Genomic DNA, 21,302 nt, shown 5'->3' with positions numbered 1-21,302 from the left:
ATGAATATCTATTTGAATTATTAAATGTTGCAAACACAAAACTCTGAACTTTTATGTTCAGGGTTTTGTTATTTCATTGAACTACTATGAAAACAGTTACTCTTTTCCTTATTTTCATCGGATGTTATGCCGTATACAGCACTTCTGAAAAAGCATTGTTAATTAAGAACACCCGCTTACAAAAATGGTTTCATAATAATAAACGTAATACCAAGATAATTGGAACAATTACATTATTGATAAGTTTGCTCTTATCAATAACCTTTTTTGGTCTTTCTGCTGGAATTATTACATGGATTGTAGCTGCCTCTTTGTTTTTAAGCCTTATCGTACTCATCACTCCATTAAGAGTGATAAACTACGCTTTTCTAACTGCTTTATTTATGTTAACTTTTTTAATAGAACTCATTTTTTAATATGCCTGCTAATTCCAAATATTTAAACCAATCCCCTTGGCAACAATTTGCAAAAATATCTGCAGGTCTCATTGGTGGATACGTAATAAGTGCCTTACTACATATGTGCTTAGTTTTATGGCTACCAAACCCAAAAGGAATACTAATCACATCTATCTACACCATTTTTATTGTTTGGGGTGCTTTACTAATTGTTCCTTACCTATTTAAAAATGGATGGAAAGCTTGGGTTATATATCTCATAATTTCAATAATCTTATATGTAATTTATTATTTAGGAAACCAACAAAATCCGTTTATATAATGAGTAATAGAAATTACAATGTGTTCTTTAACACACATACAGTTAGCGGTATTGTTATAAGTGTAGCCTTGTATATTATCTTTTTTACAGGCGCATTTGCCCTTTTTAAAGATGAAATTGCTTCTTGGGAAGAAGGTAAGCACTCAAAAAATATTGCTCGAGAACATATAGATTATGATTTTTTATTAAAAAAACTCTCTAAAAACTATCATTTAACTAGTAGAGATATTCGTTTTTATTTAGGAGATAAAAACGATGAAATATATGTATTAACTTATCCTGCAAAAGACACAGTAAATATCCCTAATGAGGCTAAGTATCAAAATTATCAAGCAATAAATATTCATACTGGAGAAACTGCTTCTTATGTAGAAAAATATAGCTTAGGAGAGTTTTTATATCGTCTACATTTCTTTACTCAAATACCTACTATTGGAATTTACCTTGCTGGTTTTGTTTCTTTATTCTTTTTGTTTGCTATTGTTACCGGAGTCATCGTTCACTGGAAAAAAATAATTTCAAACTTTTATCAGTTCAATCCCAAAATTGCTTTAAAAAGAGTGTGGACAGATGCACACACTGCATTAGGTATTATTGGACTTCCCTTTCAGTTTATGTATGCTGTTACTGCAACTTATTTTTGTCTTAGTCTTTTTGTTTTACTTCCTGCTAATTTTTTATACGGTGGTGATCAAACAAAATTAATGAATGATTTACGTCCCGACCGCAAAACTTATGAATGGGCTGCTGAAACTAACAAAACGCTTCCTAGTGTAAATGAATTTGTAAAAGAAAACACCAACCGCTGGTCTCATTTTAACCCTACCTATGTTTTAATTAAAAATTATGGAGGTACCAACATGAAATACTTTCTTATTGGAGAGTTGGACCATAAAGAACGTTTTTTAAGTTCGGGAATGGTAATTTATGATTTAGAAACCAATAAAACTTCAGTAATAAGAAACCCCAATGAAAGTAAATATACCGACGATGTGCAGCTTTCTTTAGGGCGTCTTCATTATGGAAATTTTGGAGGAATTGCTGTAAAAGTTATTTATTTTGTATTAGCTCTTATTACATGCTTTGTTATTATAACTGGTGTGTTGATTTGGATTGAAGCTCGTAATAAGAAAAGTATGACCTTAAAACAACGTTTATATACTGCGAAAATAGGGCACATTTATCTTGCTATTTGCTTGTCTTTGTATCCTGTAACAGCCTTATTTTTCTTGATTGTTAAGCTACTACCCGAAGCATATCAAACTCAAAAAATGAGCATTTTATACACTTGGTTTTTTGTTGTTTGGTTATTAGCAACCCTCTTTTTTAGATTTAAACGAGATAATTATTTCACAAATAAAACTACTTTGTTAGCAGGCGCTATCCTTGGATTTTTAATTCCTATTGTTAATGGTGTTGTTTCTAACAACTGGGTTTGGAACACCTACAAAGCTAAGCAGTTTGACATTCTTACAGTTGATTTATTATGGATAGCCATCTCAATTACTGCATTATTTATATACCTTAAAATTAAACCTGAAGTAAAGACTAAAAGTGCTTTTACAAAACATCCTATAGATTATAAAAACCGTAAAAAACTGTTAGCTGAGGAGGCTAAAAAAACGGCTCAAACTACAGAAAAAAATAAATTATTAAAAGATAAAAACCACATACCGATGAGAACAAAAATTAGTATCCTTTGGATATTTTTAGCAATTGGCTGGATAGTTCACCATATATATGGGCTATTCAATATATACTACAATGAAACTTTAGTAATGGAGGGTGCAACAGGTGAAGCTCCTATTGTACATCACTTATATCGTATTTTATTTGAAGGAATGTGCTTACTTTTTGGTTTGCTAACTATTGAGCTTTCTAAAAAATGGTTCAAGATAACTTCACTGGTTTGGGCGAGTATTGCCGGTTTATATAATGTGTACCATTTCTTTGAAGCTATTCTTCATGAAGCTAATAATATATCTGAGATATTTATGCTTCTTTTGGTAGCAATAGCTAGTATATTTTTAATTATTAATATTTATAAGTGGATTAAAGATTAATTCCTTCTTAGTATAGGCTCATTCCCCATTTCCTATATCCCCCGTATTTATGGAAATAGTTACTGCCAACAATAAAAAGTCACAGTTAAAAAAATTTCTGTGCCTTAAAATAAAAAGTATGGACTGTGGTATAAAAACTTCAGTCTATACTATTAATTCTCTTTATGGTAAAGGGACGATAATAAGTTATTATTTTGATGGCTTATTAATCAATTTGATTAACGCTAAACTCAAAGAAGATTTTCTTTTTATCTCTGGCAACAATAATAATCGTTTTAATACTTTAGAACTTTCTGTTTTAATAGATGGAGAAAAAATTATTCGTTTTTCTAATCTAGAAAATGATCTTATTATCGAAAAAAGTGAAAGTTATTTATTACATGATAATGGTGATGATAAAATTGTTTTTTACAGAAATAAGCATATAAATGAAGTTAAAATTAAGATGCATGATTCATTTATTAAAAAACATAAAATGCAAGCACTTTTTTCTAGTAACAAAGTTTCTAACTTAAGTACTACACAGCAGCTAACTTCAAATATGGAAAGAATAGTTAATGATATGCTCACTAACTCGCAAAAAGGATTGTTAAAACGTCTTTTTTTAGAATCAAAAGTATTAGAATTAACACATTTACAACTAAACATTCATTCTAAAAAAGGAAATAGTTCTAATGAAAAAGTTCTTAAAAAAATATATAAAGTAGAAGCTATACTTCAAACCAATATTCATGAGCAAATATCAATTCAGCAACTTGCTCGTAAAGTACTATTGAATCAAAATGTTTTAAAAAATGAATTTAAGAAATTGTTTGGTGAAACTATTTTTAATTACACCAAAAATTTAAGAATGAATAAGGCAAAAGACTTATTAGCTTATACTCAAAAACCTATTTATGAAATAGCTGACATAGTTGGATATAAAAACCCTACACATTTTACAGCTGCTTTTAAAAAATTTGAAAAAACAACGCCAAAAGAATTTCGGAAAAATTATACTTACAAATCCTAAATTAGGGTTTTAACTCATACTTTAACTTTCTTAATTGTGCATTTATAACTAATTCCATTCTACGTAAACTCTTACTTTCTAAATTCAAACAAGCATCTACCCACATGGCAGTAATGTCTTTCAACTCTTTCTTTTGTAAAGGAAAAACTCTTTTTATACATTTATAGTGATTGTATTGAAAGCTAAAGTTTGATTTTTTCATATAATTTATAACAGATGATATTCCCGTTTCTTCATTAAAAACACAATCTACCAAACCCATTTCTTCTAATTCTTCGGCCTTGTATATGTTTCCTGTGTATAACACTTTAAGAGCTGCTTTTATATTTAGTTTTCTACATAAAAAACTATAAGCTCCCATACCTGGAAAAAGATGAAACTTGTTTTCTGGTAAACAAAATTTAGCTGACTTATGAGATAGTATAATATCATGTGCCATTACACATTCAAAACCTCCTCCGTAAGCATTTCCCTCAACCAAAGCAATACTTAGTACAGGCAGCCCAAAAGTATTATAGATGTTGTAAATAGCATCTATACATAAATTAGCATATTCTGATAATACTTCTTTATTTTCAGATTTGATGTTTTTTAAAAAATAGGGTAAATCTCCTCCTAAATTATATATCTCTTTATGTGTAGAGGCAGATACAATATATTTTAATGGATAAACCTTGTCTGCAAACATCATTTTTAAATCTTTAGCAAAGTCTTTAAATTCCCATAATATTTCTGGTGAAAAATTAGGAACACCTTTTGACTTAATACTCCAAACAATCATCTCATGTTCTGGATAATAGTCTACTTTAAAATTTTCATATTGCTTTATCATCCTTTTTTATTTTTAGCGTGTACTTAATGAGTTCTTTTTAATCCTAAATTTCCATGCTTCGTCTCTATATTCTTTTGCTTTTTTTCCTCCATCAATGTGATTCCAGCCTGGGGGCATAAAAAGGTATTTTACTTTATCTAGTAAGGTAGGAGCTTTTTTTATATCCAACCATAATTCTTTCCATAGTAAAAACTGCACATGCCATAAGTTCTCACTATTAAGTTTCTCATGCATGATTCCGTAGACTATTTTTTCATTATCCAATTCTTTTTGAAACGTTTTAAATAAACGATCCCAAATACTAAAGGTTTCACCATAATTTCTATCTAAATAAATATGATTTTTTGCATGATGTACTCTATGGACTGAAGGTGTTATTAATAGTTTATCTAACCATTTTTGCTTTCCTATAACTTTTTCATTTACATGTGTTAGTGTTGCATAAAGGCGTGCAATGGGTTCAATTACAAAAATCATTAATGGGTGAAAACCTAATATTGGAAGCCATATAAAGTTGAACGGAGTGAAAAACACATCAAAAATTGATCCTCTAGCAACCACGGTTAAATTCATTTCTTCAGCCGTATGGTGTACTCCATGAACACACCATAAAACTCGAACTTTATGTCCTAAAAAATGAATAAAAAACACTGTAAAATCATACAACAAATATGCTGCAATCCATATATACCATTGAAAACCTAGAGTAAAAATTCTGTTTTCATACAACCAAAACATAGTGCCAACAATAAATATTTTTGATAATAAGAAGTAAGGAATACTTTGTATTAGATACGAAACAATACTTACGACTCCTTCTTTATTTTTTTCAACATAACTTGTTACAATTAGTATTCCCCATTCAACAAGCATTAAAACGAGTACTATTAGACTCATATGTTCTAGTTTTCCTGCAAGTATTTCTATAGATGATAAATTCATATTTAAACTATTTTTTAGAAAAATTCTTTTTTAAAAACGTAGCTATTTGTGCTACTGCTGCCTTTGATGCTACTGTTTCTCGCAAGGAGTTTAGTACAATAAAATCATGTATTGTTCCCCCATATCTAGTTGAAACTACTGGTACACCTGCCATTCTTAGTTTTCTTGCATAGGCTTCTCCTTCATCTCTTAAAACATCATATTCTGCAGTTATTAAAAGTGTTTTAGGTAAGTTTTTAAGCTCTTCTAAAGTTGCTTTTAACGGAGCTACAGTTGCTAATGAGTATAATTTTTTTTCTGGTACGTAAACATTCCAAAACCATTTCATTGTTGCTCTCGTTAAATAATGCCCTTTTGAGAATTGTTCATACGACTTCGTATTTAAATTGGTATCGGTAACTGGGTACAATAATAGTTGTCCTAGCAACTTAGAAGTTCCTTTTTGTTTTGCCATCATAGCTACAACTGTTGCCATATTTCCTCCCACACTATCTCCACCAACAATAATTCTATTTGTATCTAACCCATATTGTTTTCCATATTTTGAAATGAACAAAGTTGCCGCATATCCTTCTTCATTTGCTATGGGGTATTTAACCTCTGGTGCTCTTGAATACTCTACAAAAACAATTGCTACATTTGCTTTTAAAGCTAAGTCTCGCATTAATCGTTTATGCGTTTTAAAACTATTAAACACCCATCCACCTCCATGAAAATAAAGTAATACAGGTAATAATTTTTTTGTTTTTTTTGGCTTTACAATTACTGTATTTACTTGTTTATCTTGTTCTTTAAAAGAAACCTTAGTAAAGGTTACTTTATCGTAGGTTAATGTGGAATCTTTTTGTATGTTTTCCATGGCATTCCTTCCTATCTCTAAAGGTAAGTCCTGCAACGGTGGACCTTGATAAGAATGAATAACTTCTAAAAATTCCTGAACATATAAATCTAAGCCATCGCTTCCTGCTAAGTTTACTTGTGTATACGTTTTTACTCCTATAAACAAGCTTAGTATCATAACTATTTTTTTCATAACTATGTAATTGCTTGTTTTACTCTTTTTGTAGATGAAGATTGTTTTTGCTTTGCTATTAGTTTAATTGCTCTTTTCTTTGTCCAAAGAACACCAAATGTTAGCAATGTAATTCCTATAATAATTGCTAATAGTTTTAACTGACTTGTTTGTGATGAATATCCAAAAAACAATACTCCCCAGTATATAAGTACCCACTGTACTAAATAAAATGTTGTTACATTTTTACTTGAGTAATAAATTACATCGTACAGTTTATTGTGTGGAATACAGGTTACTAATATATGCCCAAACCAAACTAAAAATAAATTCACTCCAATAAAAGCTATGGTTCCTCCTGGCCCTAAATGATAGTAATCACCAAAATGATATTCATAATTATAATAGCATAATACTACACCTATACACATAAATAAAACACCTGAAACTAGCATTCTTTTATATGTTAAAACAATATTATTATTACTTTCTTGATACCACATTCCAAAGAATAATCCTATTAAAATAAACGACATCCATGGAAATACAGGAAAGTAAACATTGTAGGTTTTTCCCCATAATAAATCACATATATAATCTACCCCAACAATGTTAGGTTTATAACCACTTAATTCTCCTGTGAAAAAAACAATAAGTAATGCTAAGGTTAAAGCTGCATACTTGTTTTTAATAAACTTGATTATAACTCCCATTATAATCAAGGAAATCCCAGCTAACTGCAAGATATCTCCCAATAAAATAAAAAACAGATAATTATATGAATCTCCTAGAGTTAGCCCATTACCTTCTATAAAAGCTCTAGGGAATCCTCCAAATAACAACATGGGTACTGCAAATCTTAAAATATTAAGTAAATACCCTTTTGCTAAAATGTTTATTCCTCTTTTAAAGATTTTAAACATGCTTAACTTACTTGAAAACACAAAAGAAAACCCCATCACGACTAAAAACATAGGAGTTCCTTTTTCTAATACTTGAGCTACCTTTCCTAAAAAAGAATTATTCCAAGTATCCATTGTCGAATATATAATCATGGAATGAACAGGTATCATAGATAAAACACTAATTCCTCTTGCCATATCTATGGCTAATACTCTCTTTTTTTGTTCCATTTTTTATTCTTTAAAATGCCAGCTTAATTTTTTAGATAGTGGCTTTCGTTTTCTATTTACTTTAGGAAGATTTTCTTTTACATGTCCTATAAAAAAAACACCTAAAAATTGTTCATTTTCTTCTAAGCTAATTTCTTTTTCACCATACTTTATAGTTGCTATACTGGTATCCCAATAGCTTCCTAAATTTAGACTTGTACAGCTTAACCACATGTTTTGTACTGCGCTTGAAATAGCTGCAATTTCTTCCCATTCCGGGAGTTGTGCTCTCTTACTAGGTTTAAAAATCACTCCTATCATGCTGGCTTTACTGGCATACCTTTTTGTTTCTTTATAACGTTCGTTAGAAAATTCTTCTTCTGAATATATTTTTCGATAATAATTAGCCATAAACTCACCTAATGCTTCTCTATGTTTTCCTTCTAACACTACAAACTTCCAGGGTTGGGTTAATTTATGAGTTGGTGCCCATAGCGCATTGGTTACAATTGCTTCAATCGTTTCCTTCTCTATTTTTCTATCCGAAAAATCATACGCGTAGGTGGTTTTTCGTTCTTGTATAATTTTAGTTATCTGTTTAAAACTCATATTAAATACTTTCTAAAGATTGTACCGTTTTTACTGTTTCTTTTTTAAACCTTGCAAGTGGGTTTTTTAATACTCCTTCTAACTTTAGACTTTCAATCGGATTAGCTAAACTGAGCATTTGCTTGGTATTACTTAACTGCAACCTGTTCAAACAACAGCGATCAAATTCTTTAACAAATAAATCGTATTGCTTATATTTTTCTGAAAACTCAGGATGTTGTTCTTGATATTCATACACACAATCTGCCACTAATTGCCAAAAATTATCCTCTGAAAAACTTGAATAACAATCTAACTGTTGAGCCATAAAACGGAAGAAGCAATCAAACACATCAGTAAAAATTGAAAGCACTTTCATTTTATCTGAAGTCTTAACAAACAATCTTTTAGCATGCTCAGGTAAGTGCATTGTTTCGTTAAAAACAATAACCTCTTCTGTAATATCTTTCATTAACACATGCACTGGTGTATTTTCTTCTAGCACTAGAATTAGGTTTTCTCCATGTGGCATAAACACAAATTCGTACTTATAAAAACAGTGTAATAAAGGTGCTAAATAGGCTTTTAAATAACGTTGAATCCAGGTAGTTGTGTTATAAGGTGAAATTTCTATTAAAGCCGCTAACAATGATTTGTCTTGGTAATCTATATGCAATAAAGCAGCCATCGTAAACACGCGTTGATTAGAGCTTATTTTTGTAAACGGGCTCTCACGCCACAAAGCTGATAACATTTTGTTATGCGGATTCGTTTTCCCTAAAGTTTCATAATAATGATTGTGATACCCCGCTGTTGCCACTTCTCCTAACATGGTAAACCCATTGTTTTGTAGGTAAATATCATCTGCTAACAAATCTGTTATCCATTGAGTAATATGCGGCGTACTTTGCATGTAATATGGAGAAAGTCCACGCATAAAGCCCATGTTTAAAATAGACAGAGCTGTTTTTGTGTATAACTTTTCTGGATGTGACGCATTAAAAAGTGTTCTAATAGATTGCTGCGCAGAGAATTCATCATCACTTTCTCCTACTAAGATGATATTTTTTTGAGCAATATCTGCTCCAAAAACAGCTACAATTTTGTTTTTCCATTGCCATGGATGCACAGGCATAAAAATGTAATTTTCAGTAGCTACATTTTGCTTCTTTACAACTTCTTTAAATGATGCTAATTTTTCTTTTCCTAATTCGCTCTCTAAAAGTTTTTCATATTCATAATTTTTAACAGCCGTGTAGGTAGCATATTTTTTATGAGCTGCTATCCATAAAAGTTTAAACGATTGATTACTTTCTGGTGCATATTTTTGATAATCTTTAATATTGAACCCTATTCTCCCATTGTTCGCTACAAAACAGGGGTGACCTTCAGTCATCGCGTGTTCAATTTCTTGAAAGGTTTTTTCAGCCAATGAATTAGCTGAAAATTTCTCGTTAACATACTTATATGCTGCTCCTGAAAGTATACTTGTTATTTCCTCTAAATAAGTTGCTAAAAACTCATCAGGAATACCAAGAGTATTTTGAAACTCTGTTATAAAATGTAGTGCATCTAAATAAACTTCATTCGATATATTATTTTTTTTAATAATGCTTTTTTCATCAACCAACCAATGATCGAGAGCATACTTTTTTGCTTTAAATTGATACGTGAACTCATTATTATCTGAGGTAATCAGGTATATACAGCCATCTGTTTCTTCTAAAATAAACTCAGGAGTTAAAATAAGCTCATGTGAAAATTCACTGATTGCTTTTTTTATTAATTGACGATTTACAAAACTCCATACCTTTGGTTGTAAATGGGCTATATTATTTGTCATGTTGTTCTAGTTTAATTAAAGCTGATTGATACGTCTCTCTTGTACAAAAAGCTAAGGCTGCTTTTTTATGAGGTAACTCAATTTCTTTTTGGTATTTAAAACCAGCTTTTTTATTTAGCGCATGAATTTTTTCATTATTCACATCGGGTTCTACAACAATTCTTTCCACTTGTGGTAAACTGAAAAAATAATCGATAATAGTTGAAAACACATGCCATGTAAACTGTGGTATTCTTTTTTCTACAGGCGCTACTAAAACATGCATACCATAATCATTTTCTTGTACATCGTAATAGTCTGCTATGTTATCTTTTGAAGCTTTGTAACGCTCCATTAAAAACACTGGGGTACTCCCTATCATTCCTACATAACTATAATGATGCGGATTATTTTCTATTTCTTGGTATTCAGCATGTACTTCTTCTACAGACTTATTTAACATTCCCCAGTATTTTGCATAGGGTTGAGTTACCCAACGATGTAACATTGGTGTATCTGTTTCTAATTGAAATGGACGAATGTTGATTACCCCCAACCCAATAATTTCTTTACTAAATATTTTTTGATACGTTTGAACCATAATTATACTTCTTGGTTTTTAAATACCGCTATAGGGTTTTTTAACTTTCCTGCAAATTGGAGTAGGGCAACAGGGTCATCTAAATCAATCATTTGTTTATGATTATTTAATTGCAACCTATTTAAACACGAAAGTTTAAAATCTTCAGCAAACAAATCATACTGTTTAAACTTGCCTGACAGTTCAGGAAACTGCTCTTGATATTCATGAATATTTTCTGCTACGAGTTCCCAAAAACGATGCTCTCCATAATTCGCATGTTTTTCTAAAATTGGAGCTAAAAAGCGAAAGAACCCATCAAACATATCTGTAAAAATGGATAGTAATTTGACATCTTCTGGTACTGGCGCATACATTCTTTTTAACTCTTCTGGTAGCTCAACTTCAGGATTTAAAATACATGCTTCTTCCGTAATATCCTTTAGTAAAGCATATACAGGAATGTTATTTTCTAATACCAAAATAATGTTTTCCCCATGTGGCATAAATACTAAATCGTAATAGTAAAAACAGTGTAACATTGGGCTTAAGTACGCTTTTAAATAGCTACGTAACCAATTATCTATTGAAATACCTGAGTCTTTAATCATTTCCAGCAACAATGCTTTTCCGTAATAATCTACATGTAATAATGCTGCCATCGTTAGTGGTTTTTGGTTTTCTTTAACCACGGAATACGGACTTTCTCTCCATAATGAAGCTAGCATTTTATTGTAATCGTTATGTGGTCCAAACTCTTCAAAATATGGATTCACATAGCTAACCGAACCTATTTCACTTAACATTCTAAATCCATTTGTCTTTATATAAGCATCGTTATATAATAGGTTTTCTAACCAAACTGCCATTTTTGGAGCTGTTCCTAAGTAGTATAAAGGCAATCCTCTCATAAAGCCCATGTTTAAAATAGATAATGCCGATTTGGTGTAAAATTTCTGCGGATTGCTTATATTGAATAACGTTCTAATTGATTGTTGTGCTAAGTATTGATCTGGTCCGTATCCTAAGCAAATTAAATCTCCTTTGGCTACTTCTGAAGCAAAAATTGTAGCTAGTTTGTTAAACCATTGCCATGGATGAACAGGTATAAACAAGTAGTCTTTTGGACTGAAGCCTTTTTCTTCAATTATTTTGTTGAATTGTGCTATGGTATCAACATCTAATTCCTGATGTATTAGGCTTTCATAAGGCAATGCTTCTATCGCTGAAAAAACTGCTTTTAACCTATGTCCTGCCAACCATAATAACGAAAAAGAATTTCCCGCTTCTGGTGCATAAGAACGATAATCGCTGCTGTCAAACCCTATTCTACCATTATTTGCTACAAACCCTGGATGCCCTTCGGTCATAGATTGTTCTATCGTTTGAAAATCGGCCGTTGCTAATTCTTCTACAGTAGGGTTTCCTTTGGTAATTTTAAATGCACTTCCGTATAGTGTACTTATAACTTCTTCTAAATACACAGGCATTTTTTCATCAGCAATTCCTAACGCTTTTCTAAATTCTTTTATAAATGTAATTGCATCAATTTCTTCTTCAACTTCTTTTATATATTTTCTTATGGAGTTTTCATCAATCATCAAATGATTCAAAGCCATTGGTTTTGCTTTAAACTCATATTGAATTTCTGTGTCATCTGCATAAACTTTATACAGTTTATATCCGTTATCTACTTCTTGAATTATTACTGGTTGTATTAATAGTTCATGCGAAAACTCACACAATGCTTTTTTCACTAGTAATAAGTTGGCTTTTTGCCACACTTTTGGTTGTATATGTTGTGTTGATTGTTGTGGAGAAACCACATTATCTAAGGTATTCATGGCACTTCTTTTAAATGGTGAAAAGGATTGGATTTTTTGTTGGTAATTGGTCTTGGTTAAAAATGCTAATTGTGCTGTTTTGTTAGGAAGTTCTATCACCTTTCCCAGTTGAAAACCTATGCGTTGACACAGCGCAAACATTTTTTTGTTTCGAATATCTGGCTCTACTACTATTCTGTTAATAGTTGGGTTTGTAAAAACAAAATCCATAATTGCTCGAAACATAAACCACGTAAAGTTTGGTGTTTTAGTGATTTTTGGCGGTGCTACAATAATATGTACACCACAATCGGATATTTTAGCTTTATAAAAACCATTAATAATATCTAATTGCGGGTTGTAACGTTCTACTATAAATGCCGGTTCACCATTAAACATTCCTACAAAAACATCGTAATGTTCTGGGGCTATAAGTTGAGTATATTCTTCTTCAACTTCTTTTACTGTTGCGTTTTGCATCCCCCAAAAAAAAGCATATTCTTGAGTTACCCATTGCTGTAAAAAAACACTGTCTTTTTTTATTTGAAAAGGACGAATGGTTATTGTTCCTAAACCTTTATACTCTTTTGAAAAAACTATGGCATCAGTTGTTATCATAATTTAGGTTTTAGCTAGTTGTTTATGTACTTTTCTTACCGATTTAAATACAATAAAGCACAAGACCAATGTGAGTGTAAATCCGCCTAATGCAATGATAAAAGGCATTCGTAAATCGAAACTATCGACTATAACTCCTACATTTAAAGAAGCTAGTAATACACCTAAGTTTTGGAAGAAATGTATTTTACTATAATCAACCGAGTATGATTCTGGCGTGCTTAATTCAAATAATAAAATGTCGAATTTCACAACTCCTTGAAAAATTGCCCAGCCATAAATAATTCGCCCTAAAACAACTACTAATTCATTGGGTATTCCTTGTAGCATAAGTCCAATTAGCCCTATAAACAAGGCATTTATAATTCCTTCATGCCCTTTTGATTTTCGCTTATTATTAATCCACAAGGCTACTAAGGCTACAAAGCCCGGGATAGCGTATATAGTGCCTGAAACCAATTTGCTTTTGTACGTTGAAAAACTTTCCCAATATGATGAAAAGAAAGGCCTAATTAAAAAGTCGCTGAAGTATAATATCAACGTAATTAGTCCTAATTTCAAGATAAATCCTTTCGGAATTATCTTTTTATCAGTAGCGGTAGATTCTTCTGAAATGATTAAATCGGTAGCATACTTTTTACTTTTTAATAAATAACCACTCATAGCCATTTGAATAAAATCTCCTGCTGCCATTATTAAAAAAATGCTACTTGGGTTTATATAATCTACCGTTATACCTCCCAGCACAGCTCCTAAAATACCTCCTAAATGTACCACTACTGAAAGCAATCCGATTGTACTTGGATGTTCTTCTTTTGTAATGATTTTTAAAATGTACGGATATACCAGTAAATAACTTCCTTTAAATAGTACCATGATAAGAGATACTACCCAAAAATTAATGTACGATGTAGTGTAGTAACAATACAATGCTAATACGCCTGCAACTGCTTGGGTGTACACTAGAATATTTAATTCTGATATTTTTTTAGAAATATATGCCCAAAATGGAAATGCAATCATTACCATAAAACAGATGGCTGCAAAGTAATATCCTACATTTTTAGGGTTTGTCATTCCAAAACGAAGCTCAAAAAATTGTGGATAAAATGGATGCAGTAAATAATCACTTACTACTGCAACCAACGTCATTACTATTAAAAATGTTTTTAACTTCATACCTTTATGCAAAGACATTGAGCTCTATTTCTTCCTCTTGTGTAACCTCAAACTGCTGAAATGCTATCTTTTGCTCAATAGGATAATGCTCTACTCCTGTTATTTCTTTGATTATATAAGAATTTCTGTAAGCAGCCATCCCTAAATCTGGTGTAACAAATCCATGTGTATATAATTCTACATTTTGAACAAAAATTTCATTATGATTTTCATCAATTGAATAGTTACGCTGTACATCAAATCGATTTTTAACATCCCATAGAATTCTATTTGAAATTCCTTCAATAAACTCTGGTAATTTATATTCATATCCTGTAGCAAGGACAAGTCCATCTGTTTCATGTTCAAAATATTTGTCTTGTTCTACTTGGTGAAGTTCTAGTTTAATGCCTTCATCTGATACCTTGGTAGTTTTCAATTCAGAGTTAGTACGTAATGAAATTTTTAATGGTTCTTTTGATAGGACTCTTTTTGCGTATAATGTATCGTGAATAGCTCCTATTAAATCTTGATTTATCCCTTTGTATAAATGCTTTTGATTTTTAATGAGTGCATCTCTTTTGGATGCTGGTAAGTTGTAAAAGTAATCTACATACTCTGGAGAAGTCATTTCTAATGTTAGCTTAGCATACTCTAAAGGAAAGAAACGTGGTGAGCGGGTAATCCAATTCAATTCATATCCTTTAGTATCTATTTCTTGTAATAAATCAAAAAATATTTCAGCAGCACTTTGTCCGCTTCCCAATACTGTTATCCTTTTTTTATTTTGTAGTTGTTCTTTGTTAGGTAAGTATTGTGATGAATGAACAGCAATATCTTTTAACTTTTTACAACAAGCAGGAGTGTAAGGTTGTGTTCCTGTTCCTAGAACCAGTTTTTTTGCTTTATAAATTTTAATTTCTTGTGTTTTTGTGCAAACACTAGTAACTACATAAATGCCGTCTTTTTGATCGTAGTCTATATTCGTTACTTCTGTATTAAAATATATATTAGAAAGTTTACTAATTACCCACTGACAATAATGATTGTATTCGTTTCTAAGTAACAAGAAATTTTCTCGTATGTAAAAAGAATATATTCTGCCCTGTTCTTTAATATAATTTAAAAAACTAAAAGGATTTGTAGGATCAGCAAGAGTTACTAGATCTGCCATGAAAGGAACTTGTAAAGTTGTATCTTCTAATAACATTCCTGGATGCCAATCAAATTTTTCTTTTTTATCAAGAAACACTCCATTTAAATCTTCAATTGGTTCTGATAAGCAAGCTAAACCTAAGTTAAAAGGTCCTACACCTATGGCTATAAAATCAACTGTATTATTCTTCATTTTTTCTAGTTTGTTATTTTGTATTGTTCTCCTGTAGTTTGAATCATTTCTATAATGTATAGGAGATTGTTAATTGTATTTTTAGGGTTTAGTAGCGTAAATTTTAGGTATATGTTACCATTTAATTTGGTACTTGCTATGGATGCTTTTCCTGCTTTGTATAAAGTGTTCTTTATATATAAATTTATAGCATCATGAATCCTGTTCTCTTTAATACCTTGTGCTTTATACCTAAATACTAGTGTGCTTAATTCTGGTTCATGTACAGTTTCAAAACAGTCTTTATCTTTAATTTCTAAGTATACATTTTTAGCTAGGTAATGTACTTCTTCTAAGTAGTTAGCAATTGTTTTTGTTCCTAGAGTTTTTAAAGTTAACCAAACTTTTAAGGCATCGAAACGACGTGTCGTTTGAATAGATTTTTCTATAAGATTTGGTCTTTGAGAATCTTTCTCTTCAATAGGGTTTAAATAATCTGCATAATATGATACGTACTTAAAATATTGTTTATTATTTACCAAAAAAGCACTACAACTTACTGGTTGAAACAGAGTTTTATGAAAATCAACCGTTATTGAATTAACCATTTCAATACCATTAAAATATTCTTTATGCGTGTTCGTTAGTGCATAGGCTCCTCCATATGCTCCATCTGCATGTAGCCACATTTGATTTTCTTTAGCAATTTTCCCTATGATTTTAATTGAATCAAAACTACCGTAATCGGTAGTTCCTAATGTAGCTACTATTGCAATTGGAATATTATCTTCTTGTTTTGTTTTTTCTATAGCCAAGACTAACTCGTTAGTATCCATTTGCATTCTTTCATCTACTCTTACTGGAATAACAGCATCATATCCCATACCTAAAAGAGCTGCACTCTTTTGAATACTAAAGTGGGCTTTTTCAGAACAAAAAATTCTAAACTTACTTATTTCATTACTCCACCCATGTTGCTTAATGTTTATGCCAAAATGTTTGAAAGCATAATCGTCTCTGGCCATTAACATTGCCATAAAGTTAGACTGTGTTCCTCCACTTGTGAATACTCCATCTGAATTATCAGACATATTAAATACTTTTGAAGTCCATTGAATTACTTCTTCTTCTATAAAAGTTGCCGAAGTACTCTGATCCCATGTTTCAACGGCTGTATTAATTGTAGTTGCAATCATTTCTGCTACAATAGAAGGGAGTGTAATTGGACAATTTAGGTGTGCTACATAAGTTGGATTGTGAAAAGCAATAGCATTTTTTATATATAAATTGTTTAGCTCTTCTAAAACACTATCTATCGCTTGTGTTTCCTCAATATTTATTAGCTTAGCTTGTTCTTTGTTTTTTAGAATTTCTGCAAGCTCATCTCCTTTATAAAAAGTTCTGTTAGATAAAAACCGCTCTATATAAGAAAATGTTTTTTGAATGTATTCTTCATATAACTTTACAGACTCATCACTAAACAAATAACTATTTAATGACAATTCTTTTAATGAAGGGGGAGTTTTTAGAATCATTTATTTTTATTTAGTCTTAATAATTTGAAGCAAAAATATATTTAGACCAAACAAATTAAATGACGCAAATGGAATTTAAAATGACGTAAGTGGTATATTTTATAAAAAGAAAGCGCAGTATTTAGTGTACACTAAATACTGCGCTTTAAAAATTTTATTCTTTTGTTCTTAACTCTCTGGAGCTAACTCAACTTCTAAACCATCTAAATCTGGGGTCATTTGTATTTGACACCCTAATCGGCTATTATCTTCTACATAAAAAGCCTCTGCTAACATTGCTTCTTCATCATCTCCCATTTCTGGCAATTCATGATCTGATTTTACATAGCATTGACAAGAAGCACACATTGCCATTCCACCACAAATTCCAATAGTTCCTTCAGGAGCTAATTCGTACGAACGAACCACTTCCATCAAATTCATTGCCATATCTGTGGGTGCTTGTATCTCATGCGTTACCCCGTCACGATCAGTAATTTTTATAGTAATATCTTGTTCCATTTTATTTTACAGGTTCATTTTTTTTCGAAGTGTTTTTGCTCTTTTATCTTCGCCATCATGTGTCCAACCGGGTGAGTTAAAGATATAATTTAGCTTATCACTCCATGTATCAGCTCTTTTAACATCCTTCCAAATTGCAGCATATTCATGAGTAGCCACTTTTACTGGATTAAACGTTTCAATATTTACGGTTAATCCATATACTGGTTTATCAATTTCTTTTAATTCTTCAGAGAAAGTACCAAAGATACGATCCCAAATAATTAAAATTCCTGCATGATTACAATCTAAATAACGAATATTAGATGCGTGATGTACTCTATGATGTGATGGTGTATTGAAAATTAACTCAATAGGCTTTGGAAGTTTATCTACCAATTCTGTATGCACAAAAAACTGATAAATTAAACTGATTCCCATCATAGTAAACATCATTAATGGATCAAATCCTAATAAAGGAATCCACATCCAAAAGAAAAATTTATGGATACGTTCACCGACTCCTTGACGCAATGCTGTTCCTAAATTCATATGCACCGATGAATGATGTGGTACATGACCTGCCCAAAACAAACGTACTTCGTGATTTAATCGGTGAAACCAGTAATAAGCAAAATCATCAGCCAATAACAATAAAATCCATGCCCACCATTGACGTTGAACTATACCTTTTAACGGACTCATCTCATACAAATAGAAAAACGCTATGAAGGCTAAAATTTTCGGAATAAACTCAACAATAGCAGAAAATACCATCATTAGCATTGATACTCCAGTGTCTTTACCATGGTATTTTTCTTTTGCTATTCGGTATTCTACCAACATGCAAATGAAAAATACAGGTAAGGCGAAGTACAATAATTTATCTTCTGATAACTGCTGTATATATTCAGTTAATGTCATGCTTAATTAATCGCTTTAACTACTGCTTTTGGGGCTTCTTTTCTAGTACCATCAAATCCATCAACACCACCTACCGTCGTATACTTCATCACATATTTTTTATCTGGATGAATACGTTTGTAAGCACTCTGGCACATTAAGGTTGCTTCATGGAATCCGCATAGAATTAATTTTAACTTTCCTGGATATGTATTTACATCTCCAATTGCATAAATTCCTTCTACATTTGTTTGATAGTCTAATGCATTATTTACTTTTATGGCATTCTTCTCAATTTCTAATCCCCAATTTGCAATAGGGCCTAATTTTGGAGACAATCCAAATAACGGAATAAAATGTTCACAAGGTAATGTAAATGGTTCTTGATCTTTTTGCTCTACTACTACGCCTTCTACCTTTTCTTCTCCTACAATACCTTTAACTTCTGCTGGTGTAATTAACATTAGTTTACCTTCATTTTTTAACTCTTGTACTTTATCAACAGAGTCTAAAGCTCCACGGAATTCATTTCTTCTGTGAATTAACGTTACAGATTTTGCCACATCTGTTAAGAAGATAGACCAATCTAAAGCAGAGTCTCCTCCTCCAGCAATTACCACGTTTTTGTCACGATAAATTTCTGGTTCTTTAATCATGTATTCTACTCCTTTGTCTTCAAAATCTGTAATATTAGGAATCGGTGGTTTACGTGGTTCAAAGCTTCCTAAGCCTCCTGCAATTGCTACTACGGGTGCTTGGTGCTTTGTTCCTTTATTAGTAGTTACAATAAACGTTCCGTCTTCTTGCTTTTCAATAGTATCAGCACGTTCACCTAGTGTAAAACCTGGTTCAAATTGTTTAATTTGTTCCATTAATTTATCGGTTAAATCACCTGCTAAAATTTCTGGATATGCTGGAATATCGTAAATTGGCTTTTTGGGATAAATTTCTGAACATTGCCCTCCTGGTTGCGGTAAGGCATCAATTAAATGGCAACGTAATTTTAACAACCCTGCTTCAAAAACAGTAAAAAGCCCAGTAGGCCCTGCTCCAATAATAAGTATATCTGTATTTATCATTTTGTAACAAAATTTTCTTTTTATATTGAGATTCCCACCTTAAAAATAAGGCAGGAATTGTATGTGTTAATAATTGAAAGGCCTGTTTAAGTGTTACTTATTGTATAAAAAAATAAGTAAAGGAAACGCTTAAAACTCAAAAATATGATACTTTTGTTAATCAAAACCTGATATAAATCAGGTTATTCAACATTAATTACCTCTTTAATTTCTGGTGCGTATTTTTTTATTGTTGCCTCTACTCCATTTTTCAGAGTCATTTGATTAACAGAACATCCACTACAAGCTCCTTCTAATTGTACTTTTACTGTACTGTTTTCTATAGATAATAATTTTATATTACCTCCATCACTTACTAAAAAAGGGCGGATTTCTTCCAACGCTTTTTCTACGTTATTTCTTATGTCTTCTGTTGCCATAACTGCTTATTTTGAGCTACAACCACTCATAGTAGTAATTCGTACTACTTCTGTTGGTGGTAAGTTTGCATTTCTTTTTAATAGTTGCGAAACCATTTCTTTAGTTACCTCTGTAAAAGCTTCTGCTAGTGGTGTATTTTCTTGTAACGCTACTGGGTGTCCAACATCACCTGCTTCTCGTATGCTTTGTACTAATGGTATTTCTCCTAAGAAACTAGTTTCAATATCTTCTGCTAAATTTTTAGCACCTCCTTCTCCAAAAATATAATATTTATTGTTAGGAAGTTCTGCTGGTGTAAAATACGCCATATTTTCAACGATACCTAATACTGGTACGTTAATACTTTCTTGTTTAAACATTGCCACTCCTTTTTTAGCATCTGCTAAGGCAATGTTTTGAGGTGTACTTACCACGACCGCACCGTTAATTGGTACTGCTTGCACTATTGATAAATGTACATCTCCTGTTCCTGGAGGTAAATCTATTAATAAGAAATCTAACTCTCCCCAATCTGCATCAAAAATTAATTGATTTAACGCTTTTGAAGCCATTGGTCCACGCCAAATCACTGCCTGACTTGGATCTGTAAAGAAACCTAATGATAATAGTTTTACTCCATAACTTTCAATCGGCTTCATTTTTGAACGCCCATTTACGTTTACCGCTAATGGTTTTTCTCTTTCTACATCAAACATTAAGTGCTGTGATGGTCCATAAACATCGGCATCTAACACTCCTACTTTAAAGCCCATTTTTGCTAATGAAACTGCCATGTTTGAGGTAATGGTAGATTTTCCTACTCCACCTTTACCTGAAGCTATAGCTATGATATTTTGAATATTGGGAATTTCTTTCCCTCTAATTTGATTTGGATTTTCTTTTTGTTGAACTTCCACCTTCACATTCACTTTTACATCGATTTTTTGATCAACGTGTTGGTGAATTGCTTTCATTATCTCAACTTCTACCTTCTTTTTTGCTTGTAATGATGGATTTGAAATAGTAACATCTACAATAACCTCATCTCCAAATGTAACTACATTTGTTATATTTTCGTTTTCTACTAAACTTTTACCTTCTCCTGGTGCCGTTATGGTTTCTAACGCTTTGTATATATCTTGTTTTTTAAAACTCATGTTTTATGCTATATGCTTTAAACAGCAAGCGACAAGCTTGTTGCTTATTTTTATTTAATCTTAACTGCAAAGATACGTTTTAGCCCTCAGAAAATAAAGTCTTTAGATTGGTAATATTTATAGGTTGATAAGTTGGTTTT

The 21,302-nt window shown here is 31.5% G+C and carries 20 protein-coding genes; 4 read left to right on the top strand and 16 right to left on the bottom strand.

Annotated features, from left to right (window positions below):
* Nucleotides 1-86 precede the first annotated feature (86 nt).
* From D6200_RS11475 to D6200_RS11460, 4 genes are all read left to right on the top strand, one after another.
* Entirely contained in the window at nt 87-416 is a 330-nt protein-coding gene (locus D6200_RS11475; RefSeq protein WP_073182278.1) for a hypothetical protein, read from the top strand.
* Nucleotide 417: 1 nt separating this feature from the next.
* Complete coding sequence (locus D6200_RS11470; RefSeq protein ID WP_047787938.1) at nt 418-720, top strand: hypothetical protein; 303 nt, start codon at nt 418-420, stop codon at nt 718-720.
* Nucleotides 720-2,783: a PepSY-associated TM helix domain-containing protein gene (locus D6200_RS11465; protein WP_073182279.1), complete on the top strand. Its 2,064-nt coding sequence runs from the start codon at nt 720-722 to the stop codon at nt 2,781-2,783. The genes D6200_RS11470 and D6200_RS11465 overlap by 1 nt, the downstream gene beginning before the upstream one ends.
* 118 nt (nt 2,784-2,901) lie before the next feature.
* Nucleotides 2,902-3,795, top strand: coding sequence for a helix-turn-helix domain-containing protein (locus D6200_RS11460; protein ID WP_159432116.1), 894 nt, complete (start codon nt 2,902-2,904; stop codon nt 3,793-3,795).
* A gap of 1 nt (nt 3,796) precedes the next feature.
* Here D6200_RS11460 and D6200_RS11455 read toward each other — a convergent pair whose 3' ends face one another.
* The 16 genes from D6200_RS11455 to D6200_RS11380 all read right to left on the bottom strand — a co-directional run bounded on the left by D6200_RS11455 (nt 3,797) and on the right by D6200_RS11380 (nt 21,162).
* Complete coding sequence (locus D6200_RS11455) at nt 3,797-4,627, bottom strand: crotonase/enoyl-CoA hydratase family protein (protein WP_240627176.1); 831 nt, start codon at nt 4,625-4,627, stop codon at nt 3,797-3,799.
* A 12-nt stretch (nt 4,628-4,639) separates the two neighbouring features.
* On the bottom strand, nt 4,640-5,569 hold the full coding sequence (locus D6200_RS11450) for a sterol desaturase family protein (RefSeq protein WP_073182281.1): 930 nt from the start codon (nt 5,567-5,569) through the stop codon (nt 4,640-4,642).
* 7 nt (nt 5,570-5,576) lie between these two features.
* A complete protein-coding gene (locus tag D6200_RS11445) occupies nt 5,577-6,602 on the bottom strand; it encodes an alpha/beta hydrolase (RefSeq protein ID WP_083574780.1) in 1,026 nt (341 codons plus the stop codon).
* A gap of 2 nt (nt 6,603-6,604) precedes the next feature.
* The gene (locus D6200_RS11440; protein ID WP_047787941.1) at nt 6,605-7,714 is read right to left on the bottom strand and encodes a heparan-alpha-glucosaminide N-acetyltransferase domain-containing protein; all 1,110 of its coding nucleotides are present in this window, start codon (nt 7,712-7,714) and stop codon (nt 6,605-6,607) included.
* 3 nt (nt 7,715-7,717) lie between these two features.
* Nucleotides 7,718-8,302, bottom strand: a complete 585-nt coding sequence (locus tag D6200_RS11435; protein WP_047787942.1) for a nitroreductase family protein — start codon at nt 8,300-8,302, stop codon at nt 7,718-7,720.
* Nucleotide 8,303: 1 nt separating this feature from the next.
* Nucleotides 8,304-10,124: an IucA/IucC family protein gene (locus D6200_RS11430; RefSeq protein WP_083574781.1), complete on the bottom strand. Its 1,821-nt coding sequence runs from the start codon at nt 10,122-10,124 to the stop codon at nt 8,304-8,306.
* Nucleotides 10,114-10,704 carry a GNAT family N-acetyltransferase gene (locus D6200_RS11425; RefSeq protein WP_047787944.1) on the bottom strand — a complete coding sequence of 197 codons (591 nt, stop codon included), beginning with the start codon at nt 10,702-10,704 and terminating at the stop codon, nt 10,114-10,116. The genes D6200_RS11430 and D6200_RS11425 overlap by 11 nt, the downstream gene beginning before the upstream one ends.
* A gap of 2 nt (nt 10,705-10,706) precedes the next feature.
* Nucleotides 10,707-13,124, bottom strand: coding sequence for a GNAT family N-acetyltransferase (locus tag D6200_RS11420; protein ID WP_073182282.1), 2,418 nt, complete (start codon nt 13,122-13,124; stop codon nt 10,707-10,709).
* 3 nt (nt 13,125-13,127) lie between these two features.
* The gene (locus D6200_RS11415; RefSeq protein ID WP_240627175.1) at nt 13,128-14,321 is read right to left on the bottom strand and encodes an MFS transporter; all 1,194 of its coding nucleotides are present in this window, start codon (nt 14,319-14,321) and stop codon (nt 13,128-13,130) included.
* Nucleotides 14,308-15,630: a lysine N(6)-hydroxylase/L-ornithine N(5)-oxygenase family protein gene (locus D6200_RS11410; protein WP_073182283.1), complete on the bottom strand. Its 1,323-nt coding sequence runs from the start codon at nt 15,628-15,630 to the stop codon at nt 14,308-14,310. Before D6200_RS11410 ends, D6200_RS11415 begins: the two co-directional genes overlap by 14 nt.
* Before the next feature lie 5 nt (nt 15,631-15,635).
* Nucleotides 15,636-17,144: a pyridoxal phosphate-dependent decarboxylase family protein gene (locus D6200_RS11405; protein ID WP_047787947.1), complete on the bottom strand. Its 1,509-nt coding sequence runs from the start codon at nt 17,142-17,144 to the stop codon at nt 15,636-15,638.
* A 168-nt stretch (nt 17,145-17,312) separates the two neighbouring features.
* On the bottom strand, nt 17,313-17,645 hold the full coding sequence (locus D6200_RS11400; protein WP_073182284.1) for a 2Fe-2S iron-sulfur cluster-binding family protein: 333 nt from the start codon (nt 17,643-17,645) through the stop codon (nt 17,313-17,315).
* Nucleotides 17,646-17,651: 6 nt separating this feature from the next.
* Entirely contained in the window at nt 17,652-18,548 is an 897-nt protein-coding gene (locus D6200_RS11395; protein WP_073182285.1) for a sterol desaturase family protein, read from the bottom strand.
* 2 nt (nt 18,549-18,550) lie between these two features.
* Nucleotides 18,551-19,606, bottom strand: a complete 1,056-nt coding sequence (locus D6200_RS11390) for an NAD(P)/FAD-dependent oxidoreductase (RefSeq protein WP_047787950.1) — start codon at nt 19,604-19,606, stop codon at nt 18,551-18,553.
* Between the two features lie 182 nt (nt 19,607-19,788).
* Complete coding sequence (locus tag D6200_RS11385; protein WP_047787951.1) at nt 19,789-20,025, bottom strand: NifU family protein; 237 nt, start codon at nt 20,023-20,025, stop codon at nt 19,789-19,791.
* Between the two features lie 6 nt (nt 20,026-20,031).
* Complete coding sequence (locus tag D6200_RS11380) at nt 20,032-21,162, bottom strand: Mrp/NBP35 family ATP-binding protein (RefSeq protein ID WP_047787952.1); 1,131 nt, start codon at nt 21,160-21,162, stop codon at nt 20,032-20,034.
* Nucleotides 21,163-21,302: the final 140 nt, after the last annotated feature.

Origin of the sequence: Tenacibaculum mesophilum, assembly GCF_003867075.1 — a bacterium.
Lineage (GTDB): Bacteria > Bacteroidota > Bacteroidia > Flavobacteriales > Flavobacteriaceae > Polaribacter > Polaribacter mesophilus.
Note: the sequence above shows the minus strand (reverse complement) of the source record. Positions and strands in the feature narration are given on the sequence as shown.